The 15767-nt window shown below is 41.5% G+C and carries 13 protein-coding genes; 11 read left to right on the forward strand and 2 right to left on the reverse strand.

Features of this window, described 5'->3' with window-relative positions; translation table 11 throughout:
• Nucleotides 1–2 precede the first annotated feature (2 nt).
• From pbpC to rluF, 10 genes are all read left to right on the forward strand, one after another.
• Nucleotides 3–2324 carry a peptidoglycan glycosyltransferase PbpC gene (pbpC, locus tag P3L40_RS08605; protein ID WP_136134214.1) on the forward strand — a complete coding sequence of 774 codons (2322 nt, stop codon included), beginning with the start codon at nt 3–5 and terminating at the stop codon, nt 2322–2324.
• Between the two features lie 277 nt (nt 2325–2601).
• Nucleotides 2602–3027 (forward strand): nucleoside-diphosphate kinase, encoded by a 426-nt coding sequence (gene ndk, locus P3L40_RS08610; protein WP_004264899.1) that lies wholly within the window; start codon nt 2602–2604, stop codon nt 3025–3027.
• Nucleotides 3028–3188: 161 nt separating this feature from the next.
• Nucleotides 3189–4370, forward strand: coding sequence for a bifunctional tRNA (adenosine(37)-C2)-methyltransferase TrmG/ribosomal RNA large subunit methyltransferase RlmN (locus tag P3L40_RS08615; RefSeq protein ID WP_004912645.1), 1182 nt, complete (start codon nt 3189–3191; stop codon nt 4368–4370).
• Between the two features lie 202 nt (nt 4371–4572).
• Entirely contained in the window at nt 4573–5517 is a 945-nt protein-coding gene (gene rodZ / locus P3L40_RS08620) for a cytoskeleton protein RodZ (RefSeq protein WP_004264896.1), read from the forward strand.
• Nucleotides 5518–5709: 192 nt separating this feature from the next.
• Nucleotides 5710–6828, forward strand: a complete 1119-nt coding sequence (gene ispG / locus P3L40_RS08625; RefSeq protein WP_004264895.1) for a flavodoxin-dependent (E)-4-hydroxy-3-methylbut-2-enyl-diphosphate synthase — start codon at nt 5710–5712, stop codon at nt 6826–6828.
• A 219-nt stretch (nt 6829–7047) separates the two neighbouring features.
• On the forward strand, nt 7048–8325 hold the full coding sequence (hisS, locus tag P3L40_RS08630; protein ID WP_004264894.1) for a histidine--tRNA ligase: 1278 nt from the start codon (nt 7048–7050) through the stop codon (nt 8323–8325).
• Between the two features lie 10 nt (nt 8326–8335).
• A complete protein-coding gene (locus P3L40_RS08635; RefSeq protein ID WP_004264893.1) occupies nt 8336–8959 on the forward strand; it encodes a YfgM family protein in 624 nt (207 codons plus the stop codon).
• A gap of 20 nt (nt 8960–8979) precedes the next feature.
• Nucleotides 8980–10152 (forward strand): outer membrane protein assembly factor BamB, encoded by a 1173-nt coding sequence (bamB, locus tag P3L40_RS08640; protein ID WP_094961718.1) that lies wholly within the window; start codon nt 8980–8982, stop codon nt 10150–10152.
• A gap of 129 nt (nt 10153–10281) precedes the next feature.
• Entirely contained in the window at nt 10282–11760 is a 1479-nt protein-coding gene (gene der, locus P3L40_RS08645) for a ribosome biogenesis GTPase Der (protein WP_210852331.1), read from the forward strand.
• 179 nt (nt 11761–11939) lie between these two features.
• On the forward strand, nt 11940–12809 hold the full coding sequence (rluF, locus tag P3L40_RS08650) for a 23S rRNA pseudouridine(2604) synthase RluF (RefSeq protein ID WP_094961720.1): 870 nt from the start codon (nt 11940–11942) through the stop codon (nt 12807–12809).
• 121 nt (nt 12810–12930) lie between these two features.
• Here rluF and P3L40_RS08655 read toward each other — a convergent pair whose 3' ends face one another.
• Both P3L40_RS08655 and hemF read right to left on the reverse strand, forming a co-directional pair.
• On the reverse strand, nt 12931–14067 hold the full coding sequence (locus P3L40_RS08655) for a M4 family metallopeptidase (protein ID WP_164455470.1): 1137 nt from the start codon (nt 14065–14067) through the stop codon (nt 12931–12933).
• A gap of 158 nt (nt 14068–14225) precedes the next feature.
• Nucleotides 14226–15143 carry an oxygen-dependent coproporphyrinogen oxidase gene (gene hemF, locus P3L40_RS08660; protein WP_004264888.1) on the reverse strand — a complete coding sequence of 306 codons (918 nt, stop codon included), beginning with the start codon at nt 15141–15143 and terminating at the stop codon, nt 14226–14228.
• 136 nt (nt 15144–15279) lie between these two features.
• On the opposite strand from hemF, the gene P3L40_RS08665 reads away from it, so the two are divergent.
• Nucleotides 15280–15711 carry a GNAT family acetyltransferase gene (locus P3L40_RS08665; RefSeq protein WP_004264887.1) on the forward strand — a complete coding sequence of 144 codons (432 nt, stop codon included), beginning with the start codon at nt 15280–15282 and terminating at the stop codon, nt 15709–15711.
• The last annotated feature ends 56 nt before the right edge of the window (nt 15712–15767 follow it).

Here is a 15767-nt window from a genome sequence, read left to right on the forward strand (position 1 = left end):
CAATGAAAAAATGGTTACGCCGCACAGGCATTGCACTGGTTCTGTTGGTCATTATTTTGCCACTGGCTTTTCTAGCGGCTGATAAAATATGGCCGTTGCCGATTAAGCAAATTGAAATGGCTCGAACTGTGGTTGCTGCGGATGGCACACCATTGTGGCGCTTTGCAGACAAAGAAGGTATTTGGCGCTTTCCGGTTACACTCGATGAGGTTTCTCCTGATTTTATTGAAGCGTTATTAACGTATGAAGACCGCCATTTTTATCGCCATCCGGGGGTAAACCCGTTTTCGCTAGTTAGGGCCGCGGGGCAGTTTGTGAGTTCAGGGCGTATTGTGTCGGGCGGTAGTACCATTTCGATGCAAGTTGCACGGTTAATTGATCCCCATGAAAGAACATTGGGCGGTAAGCTGAAACAGCTTTGGCGTACGGCTCAGCTTGAGTATCACTACTCAAAAGATGAAATTTTAGAAATGTATTTAAACCGCGCTCCGTATGGTGGAACCATTGAAGGTATTGGAGCCGCTAGCTGGGTATATTTGAATAAGTCACCAGCAAAATTGACGGCGAGTGAAGCGGCTCTCTTTGCTGTTCTACCTCAAGCTCCTAGCCGTTTAAGGCCAGACCGTTATCCACAAAGGGCACAAGCCGCTCGTGATAAGGTGTTAGACAGGTTAGAGGAATACCAAGTTTGGAGCCCTGAAAAAGTTGCCGATATTAAACAAGAACAAATTTGGCTAGCACCGCGGAAGAATCCGCATTCTGCTCCTTTGCTTGCAAGGCGTGTGACTAAAAATACGCAAGACCCCATCATTGAAACCACTATCGACGCCAGTTTGCAAAGGCAACTGGAAGACATGGCAATGAATTGGAAAAACCAACTACCAAAACAAACTTCACTGGGGATTTTGGTGGTTGATCATACGGATATGGCAGTAAAAGCTTATATTGGCTCAATTGATTTCCAAGATGATAGCCGTTTTGGTCATGTGGACATGATTAGCGCTTGGCGCTCTCCAGGCTCAACGTTAAAACCTTTTTTATATGCATTAGCGATGGATGACGGGCTCATCCATGCGGAGTCGTTATTACAAGATGTACCGAGGCGCTTTAATGATTACCGTCCGGGGAACTTTGACAGTGGTTTTAATGGGCCAGTGAGTGTTAGTGATGCACTCGTTCGTTCATTAAATTTACCCGTAGTTCAGTTATTAGATGTGTATGGTAGTAAACGATTTACGGCTCAACTGCGTAATGTTGGGACTGAGCTGCGCTTTCCGTTAGGGAGTGAACCAAACTTGTCGCTGATTTTAGGCGGCACAGCCACACGGATGGAAGATTTGGTTTCCGCTTACAGCGCATTTGCGAGAAAAGGTTATGTGTCGCCGCTACGTTTTAAACCAACCGATGAAATTCGCGATAGAGCGCTGATGTCACCGGGAGCCGCGTGGATAGTGCGCCGTATTATGGGCGGGGAAGCACGCCCTGTTCCTGAGGCTAATTTATCAGGGCAACTTAATTTAGCATGGAAAACGGGAACCAGTTATGGTTATCGAGATGCATGGGCGATTGGTGTTAATCCGCGTTATACCATCGGCGTTTGGGTCGGACGACCGGATGCAACGCCTGTTGCAGGGCAGCTAGGCTTTGCCACTGCTATCCCGATTATGAATCAAATCAATGGAATGTTACTGAGCAAAATTTACCTATCTCATGAACCGTTACCGAAAGATGTGAAGCCTGCCAGTGTTAGCCAAGCAGTGATTTGCTGGCCGGGAGGAACGGCATTACTGAAAGATGATAATAATTGCCGCCAAAGGCGCCTAAGTTGGATCTTGGATAATACGATCCCACCCACTTTAATGGCACGAGACCAAGAGTCACTCTTAGGGTTAAGACAAAAAATCTGGGTAAATAACAAAGGGCTACAAGTGGCGGCAGATTGCCCGAATGCACAGGAAAAAGAGGTACATTTATGGCCGATCACGGTGGAGTCATGGTTACCGAGTAGTGAAAAACGGGAAAATCGATTACCTAAAGCAGATTTAGCTTGCCCTCCATTGAAGTTAGAAACGCCGCCATTATTGATTTCCGGTATACGTGATGGTGAAGTATTACAGCGCTTGCCAGGAAAAACCAGTTTAGATTTGCGTTTAGTCACACAGGGTGGGCAGGGGCAGAAATGGTGGTTCTTAAATGGAGAACAGGTGAACACAACAGAGCAAAATGGTTCTATTTTGCTGACACTCGATAAAAGTGGAAACTACCAAATTTCAGTATTGGATTTAAGCGGCCAAGTGACGGCAATGAGTTTTAGAGTGAAGTAATAGATGAAAAACGTGACTTACCCGAAAAAATAGTGTTTTTTGCTATAAAAAGTTTAACAAAATGTTGTTGTGACTGTAGGAAATTGTAATCAGAGCCCCTATAATCATCGCCTTATTTTTCTTTTTCCTAGACATGGTTGCTTTTGAAGTTTAAAAGCCTAACAATAGAATTAGAAATAATATAAAAAACTACAACATGCCTATTTTAAGTTCTTGCATCCTAAGTTACAGGGAAGAATAAAGAATAAAGGCCTAATGAATCGCTAAGAGGTTATTTATGACTGTTCAACGTACATTTTCTATTATTAAACCAAACGCTGTGAAGAAAAACGTTATTGGTGCAATTTACAACCGTTTTGAAAGCGCGGGTTTCACAATCATCGCTGCTAAAATGATGCATTTAACTCGTGAGCAAGCTGAAGGCTTCTACGCTGAACACAAAGGCCGTCCTTTCTTTGAAGGTCTGGTTGAATTCATGACTTCAGGCCCTATCATGCTGCAAGTGTTAGAAGGTGAAAATGCAATCCAACGTCATCGTGACCTGATGGGCGCAACTAACCCAGATAACGCGTTAGCAGGTACTTTACGTGCAGACTACGCAGACAGCTTCACTGAAAACGCAACTCACGGTTCAGACTCTGAAGAATCTGCTGCTCGTGAAATCGCGTATTTCTTCACTGCTGATGAAATCTGCCCACGCTAAGACTTCTTTAACTAATGCATTAGCATTATTGTTATAAAGTTTGTACAATGCGACGCCCTGCTATGATTAGCGGGGCGATTATATTTTTAAGACTGCAAAAATTACGTCGTGCTATACTCATTACTAGCACTGCCGAAAGTGTAACAACGAGGCAATACACCATGTCTGATATGACGACAGATGCACAATGTGCAACTTCTTCTGCTATTTCTGTCACGCCAGAAAAAACGAATCAAAAAACCAATTTACTTGATTTAAACCGCAAGCAAATGCGTGAGTTCTTTGCCCAAATGGGTGAAAAACCGTTCCGCGCGGATCAGGTCATGAAATGGATCTATCATTATTGCTATGATGATTTTGACCAAATGACCGATATTAATAAAGTTCTTAGAGCAAAACTAAAAGAAGTCGCGGAAATCCGTGCACCGGAAGTCGCTGACGAACAGCGCTCATCAGATGGTACCATTAAGTGGGCTATCAAAGTGGGTGACCAACTGGTTGAAACTGTATATATCCCAGAAGCAGATCGTGCAACATTGTGTGTCTCTTCACAGGTTGGTTGTGCGCTGGAGTGTAAATTCTGTTCCACGGCGCAACAAGGCTTCAACCGTAACTTACGTGTTTCGGAAATCATTGGTCAGGTTTGGCGAGCTGCAAAAATTATTGGTTCACTGAAATCCAGTGGACGCCGTCCAATTACCAACGTTGTAATGATGGGAATGGGTGAACCATTACTGAATTTGAATAATGTCGTCCCTGCGATGGAAATTATGTTAGATGACTTCGGTTTTGGTTTATCTAAGCGCCGTGTCACGATTTCCACTTCCGGTGTTGTACCTGCACTGGACAAATTAGGGGATATGATTGATGTCGCGTTAGCGATTTCATTGCATGCGCCAACAGATGATATCCGCGATGATATCGTTCCAATTAATAAAAAATACAATATTGAAACCTTCCTCAACAGTGTGAATCGTTATTTAACGAAATCGAATGCCAATGCAGGACGAGTAACCGTTGAGTATGTGATGTTAGATCACGTGAACGATAGTGTTGAACAAGCTCATCAATTAGCGGAATGTTTAAAAAATACACCGAGCAAAATCAACTTAATTCCATGGAACCCGTTCCCTGGAGCGCCATACGGTAGAAGTTCGAATAGTCGTATTGACCGCTTTTGTAAAGTATTGATGGGATATGGTTTTACTACGATAGTACGCAAAACACGCGGTGATGATATAGATGCAGCTTGTGGGCAACTTGCTGGCGATGTGATCGACAGAACAAAACGAACGTTGAAAAAACGCTTAGCAGGGGAACCTATCAAGGTAAAAACAGTCTGATTTATAAATATGTTTGAATCAGTGAATTAAGTTATGGTTTAGGGCGTTTTAGAGTTAGGCAAAACGCCTTTGTTCACCTACAATAGTAGAAGCAATAAGAAAAATTTAATTGTTGTTTCAACATGATGATAAATTATTGACGAGTAAAGCTGCTCAATGCTTGCTTTATATATTTTTAACTTGGAAATAGTGTTGCCAGCAAATGACTATCGAAAATAATACCGAACAGACTACGACGACAGTAGGACAATTATTGACGCAAGCACGTGAGCGCATGGGGCTAACCCAAGATGTTGTTGCAGAGCGATTATGCCTTAAAATCAGTACGGTAAAAGAGATAGAACAAGATATTGCTCCCGCTGGTGTAGAACCGACGTTTTTACGTGGTTATATTCGCCTTTATGCACGCATGGTAGGCATATCAGAAAGCGAATTAAAAACGTATATGAAAACGGAAGAGCCCGTCACATTAGCCAAAGTTTCTCCTATGCAAAGCTATTCTTTAGGGAAAAAGCGTAAAAAGCGCGAAGGTTGGTTAATGAAACTGACTTGGTTGATTGTGATCGTCCTCATTGCAATGGTTGGTGTATGGTGGTGGCAAGATCATAACGCACAAAAAGATGAATTAGTTTCAATGGCAAATCAAAATGATTTGATTTTGTCTCAGCAAGATAACAGCACAACCCCTGTTGAATTGCCGGCTTCAACAGAGATAGTCTCAACGGATACAGCGCCTGTTACACAGGAAAATACACTTGAATTACAAGGCCAAGAGCCCGTATTAACGGCTGACTCTGTTACAGAGCCAGTTAGAACAATTCCATTACCGAATGCACCACAATCTTCAGTTGCATTAGATAGAACACAAAATACAGAAACGACTGAACCTGTTGCAGTGAGTAGCCAAGCTCTGGTCTTGAATTTTACTGGGCAGTGTTGGTTAGAAATTCGTGATGCGAATAATAAAATTTTATTCAGTGGTACCAAAAATAATGGGGATAAGCTGGAACTTGATGGTCCGCAACCTTATCGTCTGAACATTGGTGCGCCGGCGAATGTGACGGTACAGTTCCAAGGTAACGCTGTTGATTTAAGCCGTTTTATTAAAGCGAAACGTCCAGCAAAATTGAAGTTACCTGAAGCCTAAAAACAAATAGGCAAAAAGAAGCAAACTATATCCGAAAACATCTTTTTTGATAGGCTATGGTTTGCTTTCTTGTGTATAGTTGAGCGTATAAAAATAATCGTTAAAACTATACCACGGTAACAAAGAGTACTATAGGCACAAAAAGTACCACGGTAACAAAGAGCACATGGACGTTCGGAGAATTAAACCAAAATGCATAATGAATCACCGATAAAAAGACGTAAATCCACCCGTATTAATGTAGGTAGCGTACCCGTAGGCGATGGTGCTCCTATCGCTGTCCAGTCAATGACCAATACTCGTACAACTGATGTCGAAGCCACAGTCCGCCAAATAAAATCCCTTGAGCGCGTGGGTGTTGATATCGTGCGTGTTTCTGTTCCTACCATGGATGCTGCTGAAGCATTTAAATTGATTAAACAGCAAGTTAGCGTTCCACTGGTGGCTGATATCCATTTTGACTATCGTATTGCATTAAAAGTCGCAGAGTACGGTGTTGATTGCTTGCGTATTAACCCAGGTAATATTGGTAGTGAAGAAAGAATTCGCCAAGTTGTTGATTGCGCACGCCATTACAATATTCCTATTCGTATTGGGGTCAATGGCGGTTCCCTTGAAAAAGACATTCAAGAGAAGTACGGAGAACCAACACCTGAAGCCTTAGTTGAGTCGGCAATGCGCCATGTGGACATCTTAGATAGGCTGAATTTCGACCAATTCAAAGTCAGTGTAAAAGCTTCTGATGTATTTTTAGCTGTCGGCTCTTACCGTTTATTAGCGAATAAAATTGATCAACCTCTGCATTTAGGTATTACCGAGGCGGGTGGCGCACGTGCAGGATCCGTAAAATCGGCGATTGGCTTAGGAATGTTACTGTCTGAAGGTATCGGTGATACTCTGCGTATTTCTTTGGCTGCAGACCCTGTTGAAGAAGTTAAAGTCGGTTTTGATATTTTAAAATCACTGCGTATTCGTTCGCGTGGCATTAATTTTATTGCTTGTCCAACCTGCTCACGGCAAGAATTTGATGTGATAGGCACGGTGAATGAGTTAGAACAGCGCTTAGAAGATATCATTACGCCAATGGATGTGTCGATTATTGGTTGTGTGGTCAACGGCCCCGGTGAAGCGGAAGTTTCTACGCTAGGTGTTGCAGGCGCAAAAACCAAGAGTGGTTTCTATGAAGACGGTAAACGTCAAAAAGAGCGCTTTGATAATGACAACATCATCGACCAATTAGAGGCTAAAATTCGAGCAAAAGCAGCGATGATGGATGAAAGCAAGCGGATTGAAGTCAACTTAAAAGATTAATTTTGTGTATTCTAATGCCAAGCGACTCATAGAGTCGTTTGGCGTATTTAGAACAAACGCTATATCAATTATCCGCATTTTTTTCTAAAATCGGTCGCTCACCGTACAAATTAACAGATAAATCCCGATTAGTATCAGTAATTGGTGTTTGTTGATTGAACCAGATGATATTTCGCTCTTATAATCAAACTAATGTAATTCTGAAAATAGAGAAATAAAGTGGGAAAAAATATCCAAGCCATTCGCGGCATGAATGATTACTTGCCAGCTGACACGCGTGTATGGCAGAAAATCGAAGCAACATTAAAAAATATTTTACAGGGTTATGGTTTTAGTGAAATTCGTACCCCGATTGTAGAGCAGACCCCGCTATTTCGCAGAGCGATAGGTGAAGTGACGGATGTCGTTGAAAAAGAAATGTACACTTTCAATGACCGTAACGATGAAAGTCTGACATTACGCCCTGAAAATACCGCAGGTTGTGTACGTGCAGGTATTGAGCATGGTTTGCTGTACAATCAGGAACAGCGTTTGTGGTATTTAGGCCCAATGTTCCGTTATGAGCGCCCACAAAAAGGTCGTTATCGTCAATTTCATCAGTTAGGGGCTGAAGTTTTTGGCCTTGCAGGCCCTGATATCGATGCTGAAGTTATTTTAATGACAGCGCGCTGGTGGAAAGCGTTAGGAATTAGTGAGCATGTAACATTAGAGCTGAACTCGATTGGTTCATTAGAAGCGCGTGCTAATTACCGTGAGGCTTTAGTTGCTTTCTTAGAACAGCATAAAGATAAGCTGGATGAAGACTGCAAACGCCGGATGTACACAAATCCTTTACGTGTTTTGGACTCAAAAAATCAAGAAATTCAGGCATTATTGAATGATGCACCTGAACTGTTTGATTACCTTGATGTCGAATCACGTGAGCACTTTGATGGCTTATGCAAGTTGTTAGAAGCTGCTGGGGTTCAATACCGCGTAAATCAACGTTTAGTTCGTGGTCTTGACTACTATAACCGCACTGTTTTTGAGTGGGTAACCACGGCGCTGGGTTCACAAGGCACTGTTTGTGCGGGTGGCCGTTATGATGGCCTAGTTGAACAATTAGGCGGTCGTGCAACACCTGCGGTTGGTTTTGCCATGGGTATGGAACGCATGGTGTTATTAGTCCAAGAAGTGAACCCTGAATTTACTGCGGATGCTTCAGTCGCTGACGTTTATCTCGCTTCTTTTGGCGAAAATAGCCAACAAGCAGCGATATTAGTGGCTGAAAAAGTCCGTGATGCACTACCAACACTACGGTTAATGACTAACCACGGTGGTGGTAACTTCAAGAAACAGTTAGCAAGAGCGGACAAACAAGGCGCTAAAATTGCACTGATCTTGGGGGAAGATGAAATTAAAAATAACCAAGTCACAGTGAAAGACTTACGTACTGGCGTACAAGAAACTATTTCGCAGCAACTTATGGCGTCACGCATCGCCGAATTATTAGGTTAAGGAGAGACAAGTGGAAGTCTATACAAACGAAAATGATCAAGTCGATGCGATTAAGCGCTTTTTTGCGAATAATGGCGTGGCATTAGTTATTGGTCTCGTCATTGGCGTTGGCGGTGTATTTGGTTGGAACTACTGGCAGTCCCATAAAACCAATGTACTGCAAGAAAGTGCACAAAAATTTGAAACAGTAAACGCCCAATTACGTTCGGGTTCAGATCAGGCTATTGCTGCGGCGCAAAAATTTGCGGCTGAAACTGACGATGTATACAGTGCGATGATGGGTTTAGAGCTTGCGCAAATTGCAGTGGATAAAGGTGATTTAGCTAACGCACAAACTGCATTGACCAATGCATTAGCCAAAGCAAAAACTGTGGATATGCAAGATTTAATTAACTTGCGTTTAGCACGAGTACAATTGGCTCAAGGTAATGCTGATGGTGCGATAGCGTCAGTGGCAAATATTAAAAGTAAGTCATGGCAAGCAACGGCACAGGATGTCCGTGGCGATGCATTACTCCACAAGGGTGATAAAGCAGGCGCAAAAGCCGCTTACACTCAGGGGTTAGAAAGTGAAGGCTCTCAATCTATTAGAGGTATTTTGACTCTGAAGTTGAACAACGTATCTAATTCATAAGAAGAAAGGAAACGACAAACATGCAGTTGCGCAAAACACTTTTAGTTGGCCTAGTCGCTTCAGCTTTACTTGCCGGTTGTTCCAGCGAAACTGATTCTATTATTATGGCGCCACTTCCACAGGTTGAAAATCAATTCACCCCATCAATTGTTTGGGATAAATCTGTTGGAAATGGTGTTGAACAATTTTATTCTGAATTATCACCGGTTTGGGATGGCTCAGCCGTTTATGCAGCAGACCGCAAAGGTTTAGTTAAAGCCTTTGAACTCGACAGTGGTAAAGAACTATGGTCGGTAGATTTATCTAAACGAACGGGTTTTCTTTCTGCTAATTTATCTGCATTATTATCCGGTGGTTTAACCGTTGATGGCGACAAAATCTTTGTGGGTACTGAGCGTGGAACAGTTATCGCTCTTAACAAAGAAGATGGTCAAGTCGCTTGGGATGTCGAAGTTGCAGGTGAAGCCCTTTCTAAACCTGTAGTGAGTAATGACCTTGTTGTTATTCATACCAGTAATGGTCAACTGCAAGCTTTAGACGTCAATAGCGGGGAAATCAAGTGGACTGTTAACATGGATACCCCATCGTTGTCATTACGTGGTGAATCTGCTCCAGCAGTTGCCTTTGGTGCTGCGATTGTGGGGGGGGATAACGGTCGTGTCAGTGCAGTGTTATTGTCTCAAGGCCAATTAATTTGGCAGCAACGCATTTCGCAAGTGACCAGTTCGACAGAAATCGGCCGCTTAAACGATGTCGATATGACACCAATTATTGATGACGGCAAAGTGTATGCGATTGCTTATAATGGCACATTGGCAGCACTGGATATGCGTTCAGGTCAAATCCTATGGAAACGTGAACTGGGCTCAATCAATGATATGGTAATGTCAGGTGAAAACCTGTACCTCGTTGACCAAAGTGACCGCGTATTGTCTGTTCGTAAAAGCGATGGTGTGACACTGTGGACACAGGAAGACTTACTAAACCGCGGGTTATCTGCACCAGAAATGTATAATGGCTATCTTGTTGTCGGTGACAAAGAGGGTTATCTGCATTGGTTAGACATGAGTACGGGTGGGTTTGTTGCACAAAACAAACTAAACAGCTCTGGTATTCACAGTCGCCCAGTGGTTGCAAGTGATAAACTAATGGTTCAGACAAAAAACGGAACAGTTTACCTGTTAACACGTTAATTTTCTGACAAACCGCCAATTTATCGATAAAATCAACGGTTCCTGAACACAGGAGCCGTTTCGTTTTTTGTTTTCTGAGTTAAAGCCTCAGAATTCCTTTAGTTAATAAAAGTTGTGAGGCATCTAAGAATGATACCCGTCGTAGCGCTGGTAGGGCGTCCAAACGTAGGAAAATCCACGTTATTTAACCGTTTAACCCGTACCCGTGACGCATTAGTAGCGGACTTTCCCGGTCTGACTCGTGATCGCAAATATGGTCGTGCAGAAGTTGAAGGTCACGAATTCATTATTATCGACACGGGTGGTATCGATGGGACTGAGGAAGGTGTAGAAACGCACATGGCCGCACAGTCCTTGCAAGCAATTGAAGAGGCAGATATTGTTCTGTTTATGGTCGATGCAAGAGCAGGGCTAATGCCTGCGGATGAAGGCATTGCCAAACATCTTCGTAGCCGCAAGAAAAAAACTTATTTAGTGGCAAACAAAACAGATGGTATTGATGTCACAACAGCAATCGGGGATTTTTACTCTCTTGGTTTAGGGGAAATTCATCCTATCGCTGCATCACATGGCCGCGGTGTCACTCAGTTAATAGAACAATCGTTAAAACCTTTTGTTGCTGAAGATGAAGAAGAAGTCGAGCTGACCGAAGAAAAAGAAAATGCGGCATATTGGGCAGAGTTAGAAGCTCAAGGTGAGCTTGATGAAGACGAAGAAGATGACTTCGATCCAACAACATTACCGATTAAATTAGCCATCGTTGGTCGTCCGAATGTCGGTAAATCGACATTAACCAACCGTATATTGGGTGAAGAAAGGGTTGTTGTGTTTGATATGCCAGGCACAACCCGTGACAGCATTTATATTCCAATGGAACGCGATGAGCGTGAATATATTCTAATTGACACGGCTGGTGTGCGTAAACGCGGTAAAGTTACTGAAACAGTCGAAAAATTCTCTGTAATTAAAACATTACAAGCGATTGAAGATGCGAACGTCGTATTATTAGTTATCGATGCACGCGAAGGTATCTCAGACCAAGATTTATCTTTACTTGGTTTTATCCTCAATGCAGGTCGTTCATTAGTTATTGCGGTTAATAAATGGGATGGTATGAAGCCCGAGGACCGCGAGCATGTGAAGGATATGCTTGAACTGCGTCTTGGTTTTGTTGATTTCGCACGAATTCACTTTATTTCTGCATTGCATGGCAGTGGTGTGGGTAACCTATTTGAATCAGTGCAAGAAGCTTATGAATCTGCAACTCGTCGAGTGGGAACGGCATTATTAACGCGCATCATGAAGATGGCAGAAGATGAGCACCAACCGCCGCTTATTCGTGGTCGCCGTGTTAAAATGAAATATGCCCATGCTGGGGGGCATAACCCACCGATTGTTGTGATCCATGGTAACCAAGTCTCTGATTTACCAGACAGCTACAAACGTTATTTGATGAATTACTTCCGTCGTTCATTACAAGTGATGGGAACGCCAATTCGAATTCTGTTTAAAGAGGGTGAAAACCCATATGCAGATAAGAAAAATAAGCTAACGCCAACTCAGTTACGTAAGCGTAAGCGTTTAATGCAGCATTTGAAAAAACGTTAGTTAATAAGGCACTAATGTAGGTTTAGTTGACCGTATTAAATGCATAAAGCCGTAACAAAACCATTATGTTACGGCTTTTTAATATTATTTAGATTGATACTTTAAGAATAAATATCGCCCTTACGTTATCAAAATATATCATGACGGACAGGGGGAAGAATTAAAGATTGAGGGAAATTATGGACACTCGTTCTTCTACACGTTTAAACAAATATATTAGTGAAAGTGGTATTTGCTCAAGACGTGAAGCTGACCGTTATATTGAGCAAGGTAATGTATTTATTAATGGTAAGCGTGCAGGAATAGGCGACCAAGTTTTTTCTGGTGACGTGGTAAAAGTTAATGGGCAATTAATTGAGCCGCGTAATGAAGAAGATTTAGTGTTAATCGCTCTGAATAAGCCAGTCGGTATTGTCAGTACGACAGAGAGTGGTGAAAAAGATAATATTGTTGATTATGTTAATCACAGTACCCGAATTTTCCCAATTGGCCGTTTAGATAAAGACTCTCAAGGGTTGATTTTCCTCACAAACCATGGGGATTTGGTGAATAAAATTTTACGGGCAGGAAATTCCCATGAAAAGGAATATTTAGTTACTGTCAATAAACCCGTTACAGATGAATTTATCCGTGGAATGGGTGCTGGAGTACCGATTCTTGGCACAATGACTAAAAAATGTAAGGTTAAGAAAGAAGCTCCATTTGTTTTTAGAATTACTCTTGTGCAAGGGTTAAACCGTCAAATTCGTCGCATGTGTGAACACTTTGGTTTTGAAGTCACTAAACTTGAACGCGTTCGCATCATGAATGTTAGGTTGACGGGTATTCCTGTCGGGGAGTGGCGAGACTTAACAGATGATGAATTAATTGAATTATTTGATATGATGGAAAAATCTGAGTCAGATATTAAACCGAAAAAAACACAGAAATCAGTTTCTGCTAATAAAGGTAATACAAAGCAAGCATCGCCAAGTAAACCCAAAGTAAAAACAGAAAACCCGACACGTAAAAAGTTTACACAACCAGGTAGAAAAAAGAAAAAACGTTAACGTGCAGGTTTAATGAATAAGGCTGAATAAAAGAGTTGATTAATGCTCTTTATTATCGGCCTTTGTATTTTACAGAAAAATTAATTTCAAATGGTTTAATGCTATCTAGCGATATATTTTATTACAGGTTTACTATCAGCCCAACATCTAACCAACTCTGTTGTGTTTTTTGCGCAATATTATCATCAAACAGTTTCTTAGCTGCACGGATCGTGGCATCAGCAAATTCGATAAATGTCGCTTTTTTTGTCACTCTATTGTCAGACACTGCTTCCAGCCAAATTTTACCGGCGATATCCCACGTATAGCCACCAAGGCTCTTAGCTAATAAGTAAAAGGCTCTATTTGGAATGCCTGAATTAATATGTACGCCGCCATTATCAACAAAAATAGGTAAATCTTGATATTGAGACATATGGCCAACTTGTGGATCTCTGACCTCATCAGAAAGATAATAAGCATCGCCTGGATTTATCATCGAACGTAGGGCAGGTGCATTTATTTGGTCAATAAATAAATTTTCCCCAAGTAGCCAATTAGAGGTATTGGCTGTTTCATTATTTAAATATTGCTTGACCATAATCCCAAGTACATCTGCGACAGACTCATTAAGAGCACCAGACTGGAAAGAATATCTAAAATTAGCTTTTGAACTAATAAAACCATGAGCAAGTTCGTGAGCAATTATATCAATGTCGTTATAGAATGGGCCAAAAACGATTCCATCCCCGTCACCAAAGAAAATAGCTTGAGAATTCCAAAATGCGTTAGCGTAGTTTGTTCCATAATGAATAACCGCATTAATATCAGCAGAACAGCCAAAAATTTGGTCAATATTTAATTTTTCCTTGAAAAAGGTACGAATAACACCAATTGAATTAAATACTTGCCCAGCGGGTTTTGATGGTGCTTGAGTGTCTTCTTCGCACATAATTACCGCATAGTCATCATGTGGCATATGACTATCTGGAGAAAGCCCTGAACGTTCACAAATTGGCAGGTCAGAATGCCAGTGATGTTTATGTGGAATAGGGCGCTGAGCATCACGAATAAAACGGTTATAGCGCTTTCCTGTCGTATCTATAGGGCAAGATGAAAGATTATTGCGATGAAATAATGCATCTTCATGTGAATAGGTTCGGCTCATAATATCATTGATATGAGTGAGCGTTGATTTTAAGTCAGTATGACCTGCTTTAGTCACTAAATTGGCTAATAAGCAAGGTGAGAGTAAAGAACGGCCTAAAATTTGATTCATATTATAACTCCATTCAGTTGGGTGAAATGGAATCATAATCTGTTGTGATAATTTTGTAACTAGTTGATATATAAGCTTTAAAATCAATTTCTGTTATTTTATATTAGAAAGGTAGAACGGTTATCTTTCTACCTTAATTTATAAACTAATGTTATTAATTATGGCGAAACCCACTCTTTATTTAGGATTAAAAATTCAGTATAGAGAGCAGCTTCTTGGCTATTAGGTTCAGGATGATAGTCGTATTCCCAGCGGACAAGTGGTGGCATTGACATTAAAATTGATTCTGTTCGGCCTCCACTTTGTAAGCCAAATAATGTACCTCTGTCCCATACCAAATTGAATTCGACATAACGACCACGACGATATAATTGGAATTGACGCTCTCGTTCACCCCATGAATGATCTTTGCGTTTTTCAACAATCGGCACATAGGCATCTAAAAAGCCATTACCAACGGCTTGAGTGAAGTTAAAACAGGATTCAAAACCCCCTTGGTTAAGGTCATCATAAAATAGCCCACCCACACCACGAGGTTCATTTCTATGCTTCAGGAAAAAGTATTCATCACACCAATTTTTATATTTAGGATAAACATCAGTACCATAAGGGCGGCATAAATCACGAGCAACAGTGTGCCAGTGGATGACATCCTCATGAAAGCCATAAAAAGGGGTTAAATCAAAACCGCCACCAAACCACCAAACAGGCTCGCAACCTTCTTTTTCAGCAATAAAGAAACGGACATTAGCATGGGTTGTCGGAATGTAAGGATTTAGAGGGTGAATGACGAGAGAGACGCCCATTGCTTGGTAGCTACGACCAGCAAGTTCAGGGCGATGGGCTGAAGCAGATGCAGGTAATTTTTCTCCTTTAATATGAGAGAAATTAACCCCAGCTTGTTCAAATAATGCCCCTTTGGTTAATACTCGGCTACGACCCCCACCACCTTCAGAGCGTTCCCATGTTTGTTCTAGAAAAGTTTCCTTACCATCTAGCTCAGTGATTTTTTGACAAATAGCCTCTTGCAAGCTTTGCAAATAGGTTTTTACACGTTCAATATCTGGGTAATTCATTGTTTTATAATAGAACCATAGGTAAAAAATAATGGTTAAAGTATACCCTTTTGCTCGAAGAAAGGCATATTGAATATTGATTGTGTGGCAAAAGCAGAGATAATGGCAGAAAGATTAGTTTAAGCAGGCAAATGAGATGGAAATACGAGTCTTTCGACAAAGTGATTATGAAGACGTCCTGACATTATGGGAGCGTTGTTCTCTTAATGAATTTTCAGGGGATCCTGAACTCGATATTGAACGCAAATTACAGTGTGGAGCAGACTTATTTCTAGTGGCTGAAGTTGCCGGGGAAGTCGTTGGTACTATTATGGGGGGGTATGATGGTATTCGTGGTACTGCTGTTTACCTTGCCGTTCACCCTGAATACCGTGGCCGTGGTATTGCGAATGCATTAGTAAGTAGACTAGAAAAAAAACTGATCGCCAGAGGTTGCGGAAGAATCGAGCTGTTAGTGAGTGAAGAATCTGATGCTGCTATCTGTATGTTTGAAAAAATGTTGTATGAAGAAGAACAACCTGAACGTTTAATTTATTCGAAAAAATTAACGCACGAAACGGATTTTTAAGTTAATTGACTATTTATTTAACTATTCATGGGAATGTTTTGATAAATAGATTGTCA

Origin of the sequence: Providencia sp. PROV040 (assembly GCF_032706145.1) — a bacterium.
GTDB classification, from domain to species: domain Bacteria; phylum Pseudomonadota; class Gammaproteobacteria; order Enterobacterales; family Enterobacteriaceae; genus Providencia; species Providencia hangzhouensis.

Coding starts and splice junctions, on each gene's coding strand:
- pbpC (WP_136134214.1), top strand. CDS start 3: ATGAAAAAATGGTTACGCCGCACAGGCATTGCACTGGTTCTGTTGGTC.
- ndk (WP_004264899.1), top strand. CDS start 2,602: ATGACTGTTCAACGTACATTTTCTATTATTAAACCAAACGCTGTGAAG.
- P3L40_RS08615 (WP_004912645.1), top strand. CDS start 3,189: ATGTCTGATATGACGACAGATGCACAATGTGCAACTTCTTCTGCTATT.
- rodZ (WP_004264896.1), top strand. CDS start 4,573: ATGACTATCGAAAATAATACCGAACAGACTACGACGACAGTAGGACAA.
- ispG (WP_004264895.1), top strand. CDS start 5,710: ATGCATAATGAATCACCGATAAAAAGACGTAAATCCACCCGTATTAAT.
- bamB (WP_094961718.1), top strand. CDS start 8,980: ATGCAGTTGCGCAAAACACTTTTAGTTGGCCTAGTCGCTTCAGCTTTA.
- der (WP_210852331.1), top strand. CDS start 10,282: ATGATACCCGTCGTAGCGCTGGTAGGGCGTCCAAACGTAGGAAAATCC.
- rluF (WP_094961720.1), top strand. CDS start 11,940: ATGGACACTCGTTCTTCTACACGTTTAAACAAATATATTAGTGAAAGT.
- P3L40_RS08655 (WP_164455470.1), bottom strand. CDS start 14,067: ATGAATCAAATTTTAGGCCGTTCTTTACTCTCACCTTGCTTATTAGCC.
- hemF (WP_004264888.1), bottom strand. CDS start 15,143: ATGAATTACCCAGATATTGAACGTGTAAAAACCTATTTGCAAAGCTTG.
- P3L40_RS08665 (WP_004264887.1), top strand. CDS start 15,280: ATGGAAATACGAGTCTTTCGACAAAGTGATTATGAAGACGTCCTGACA.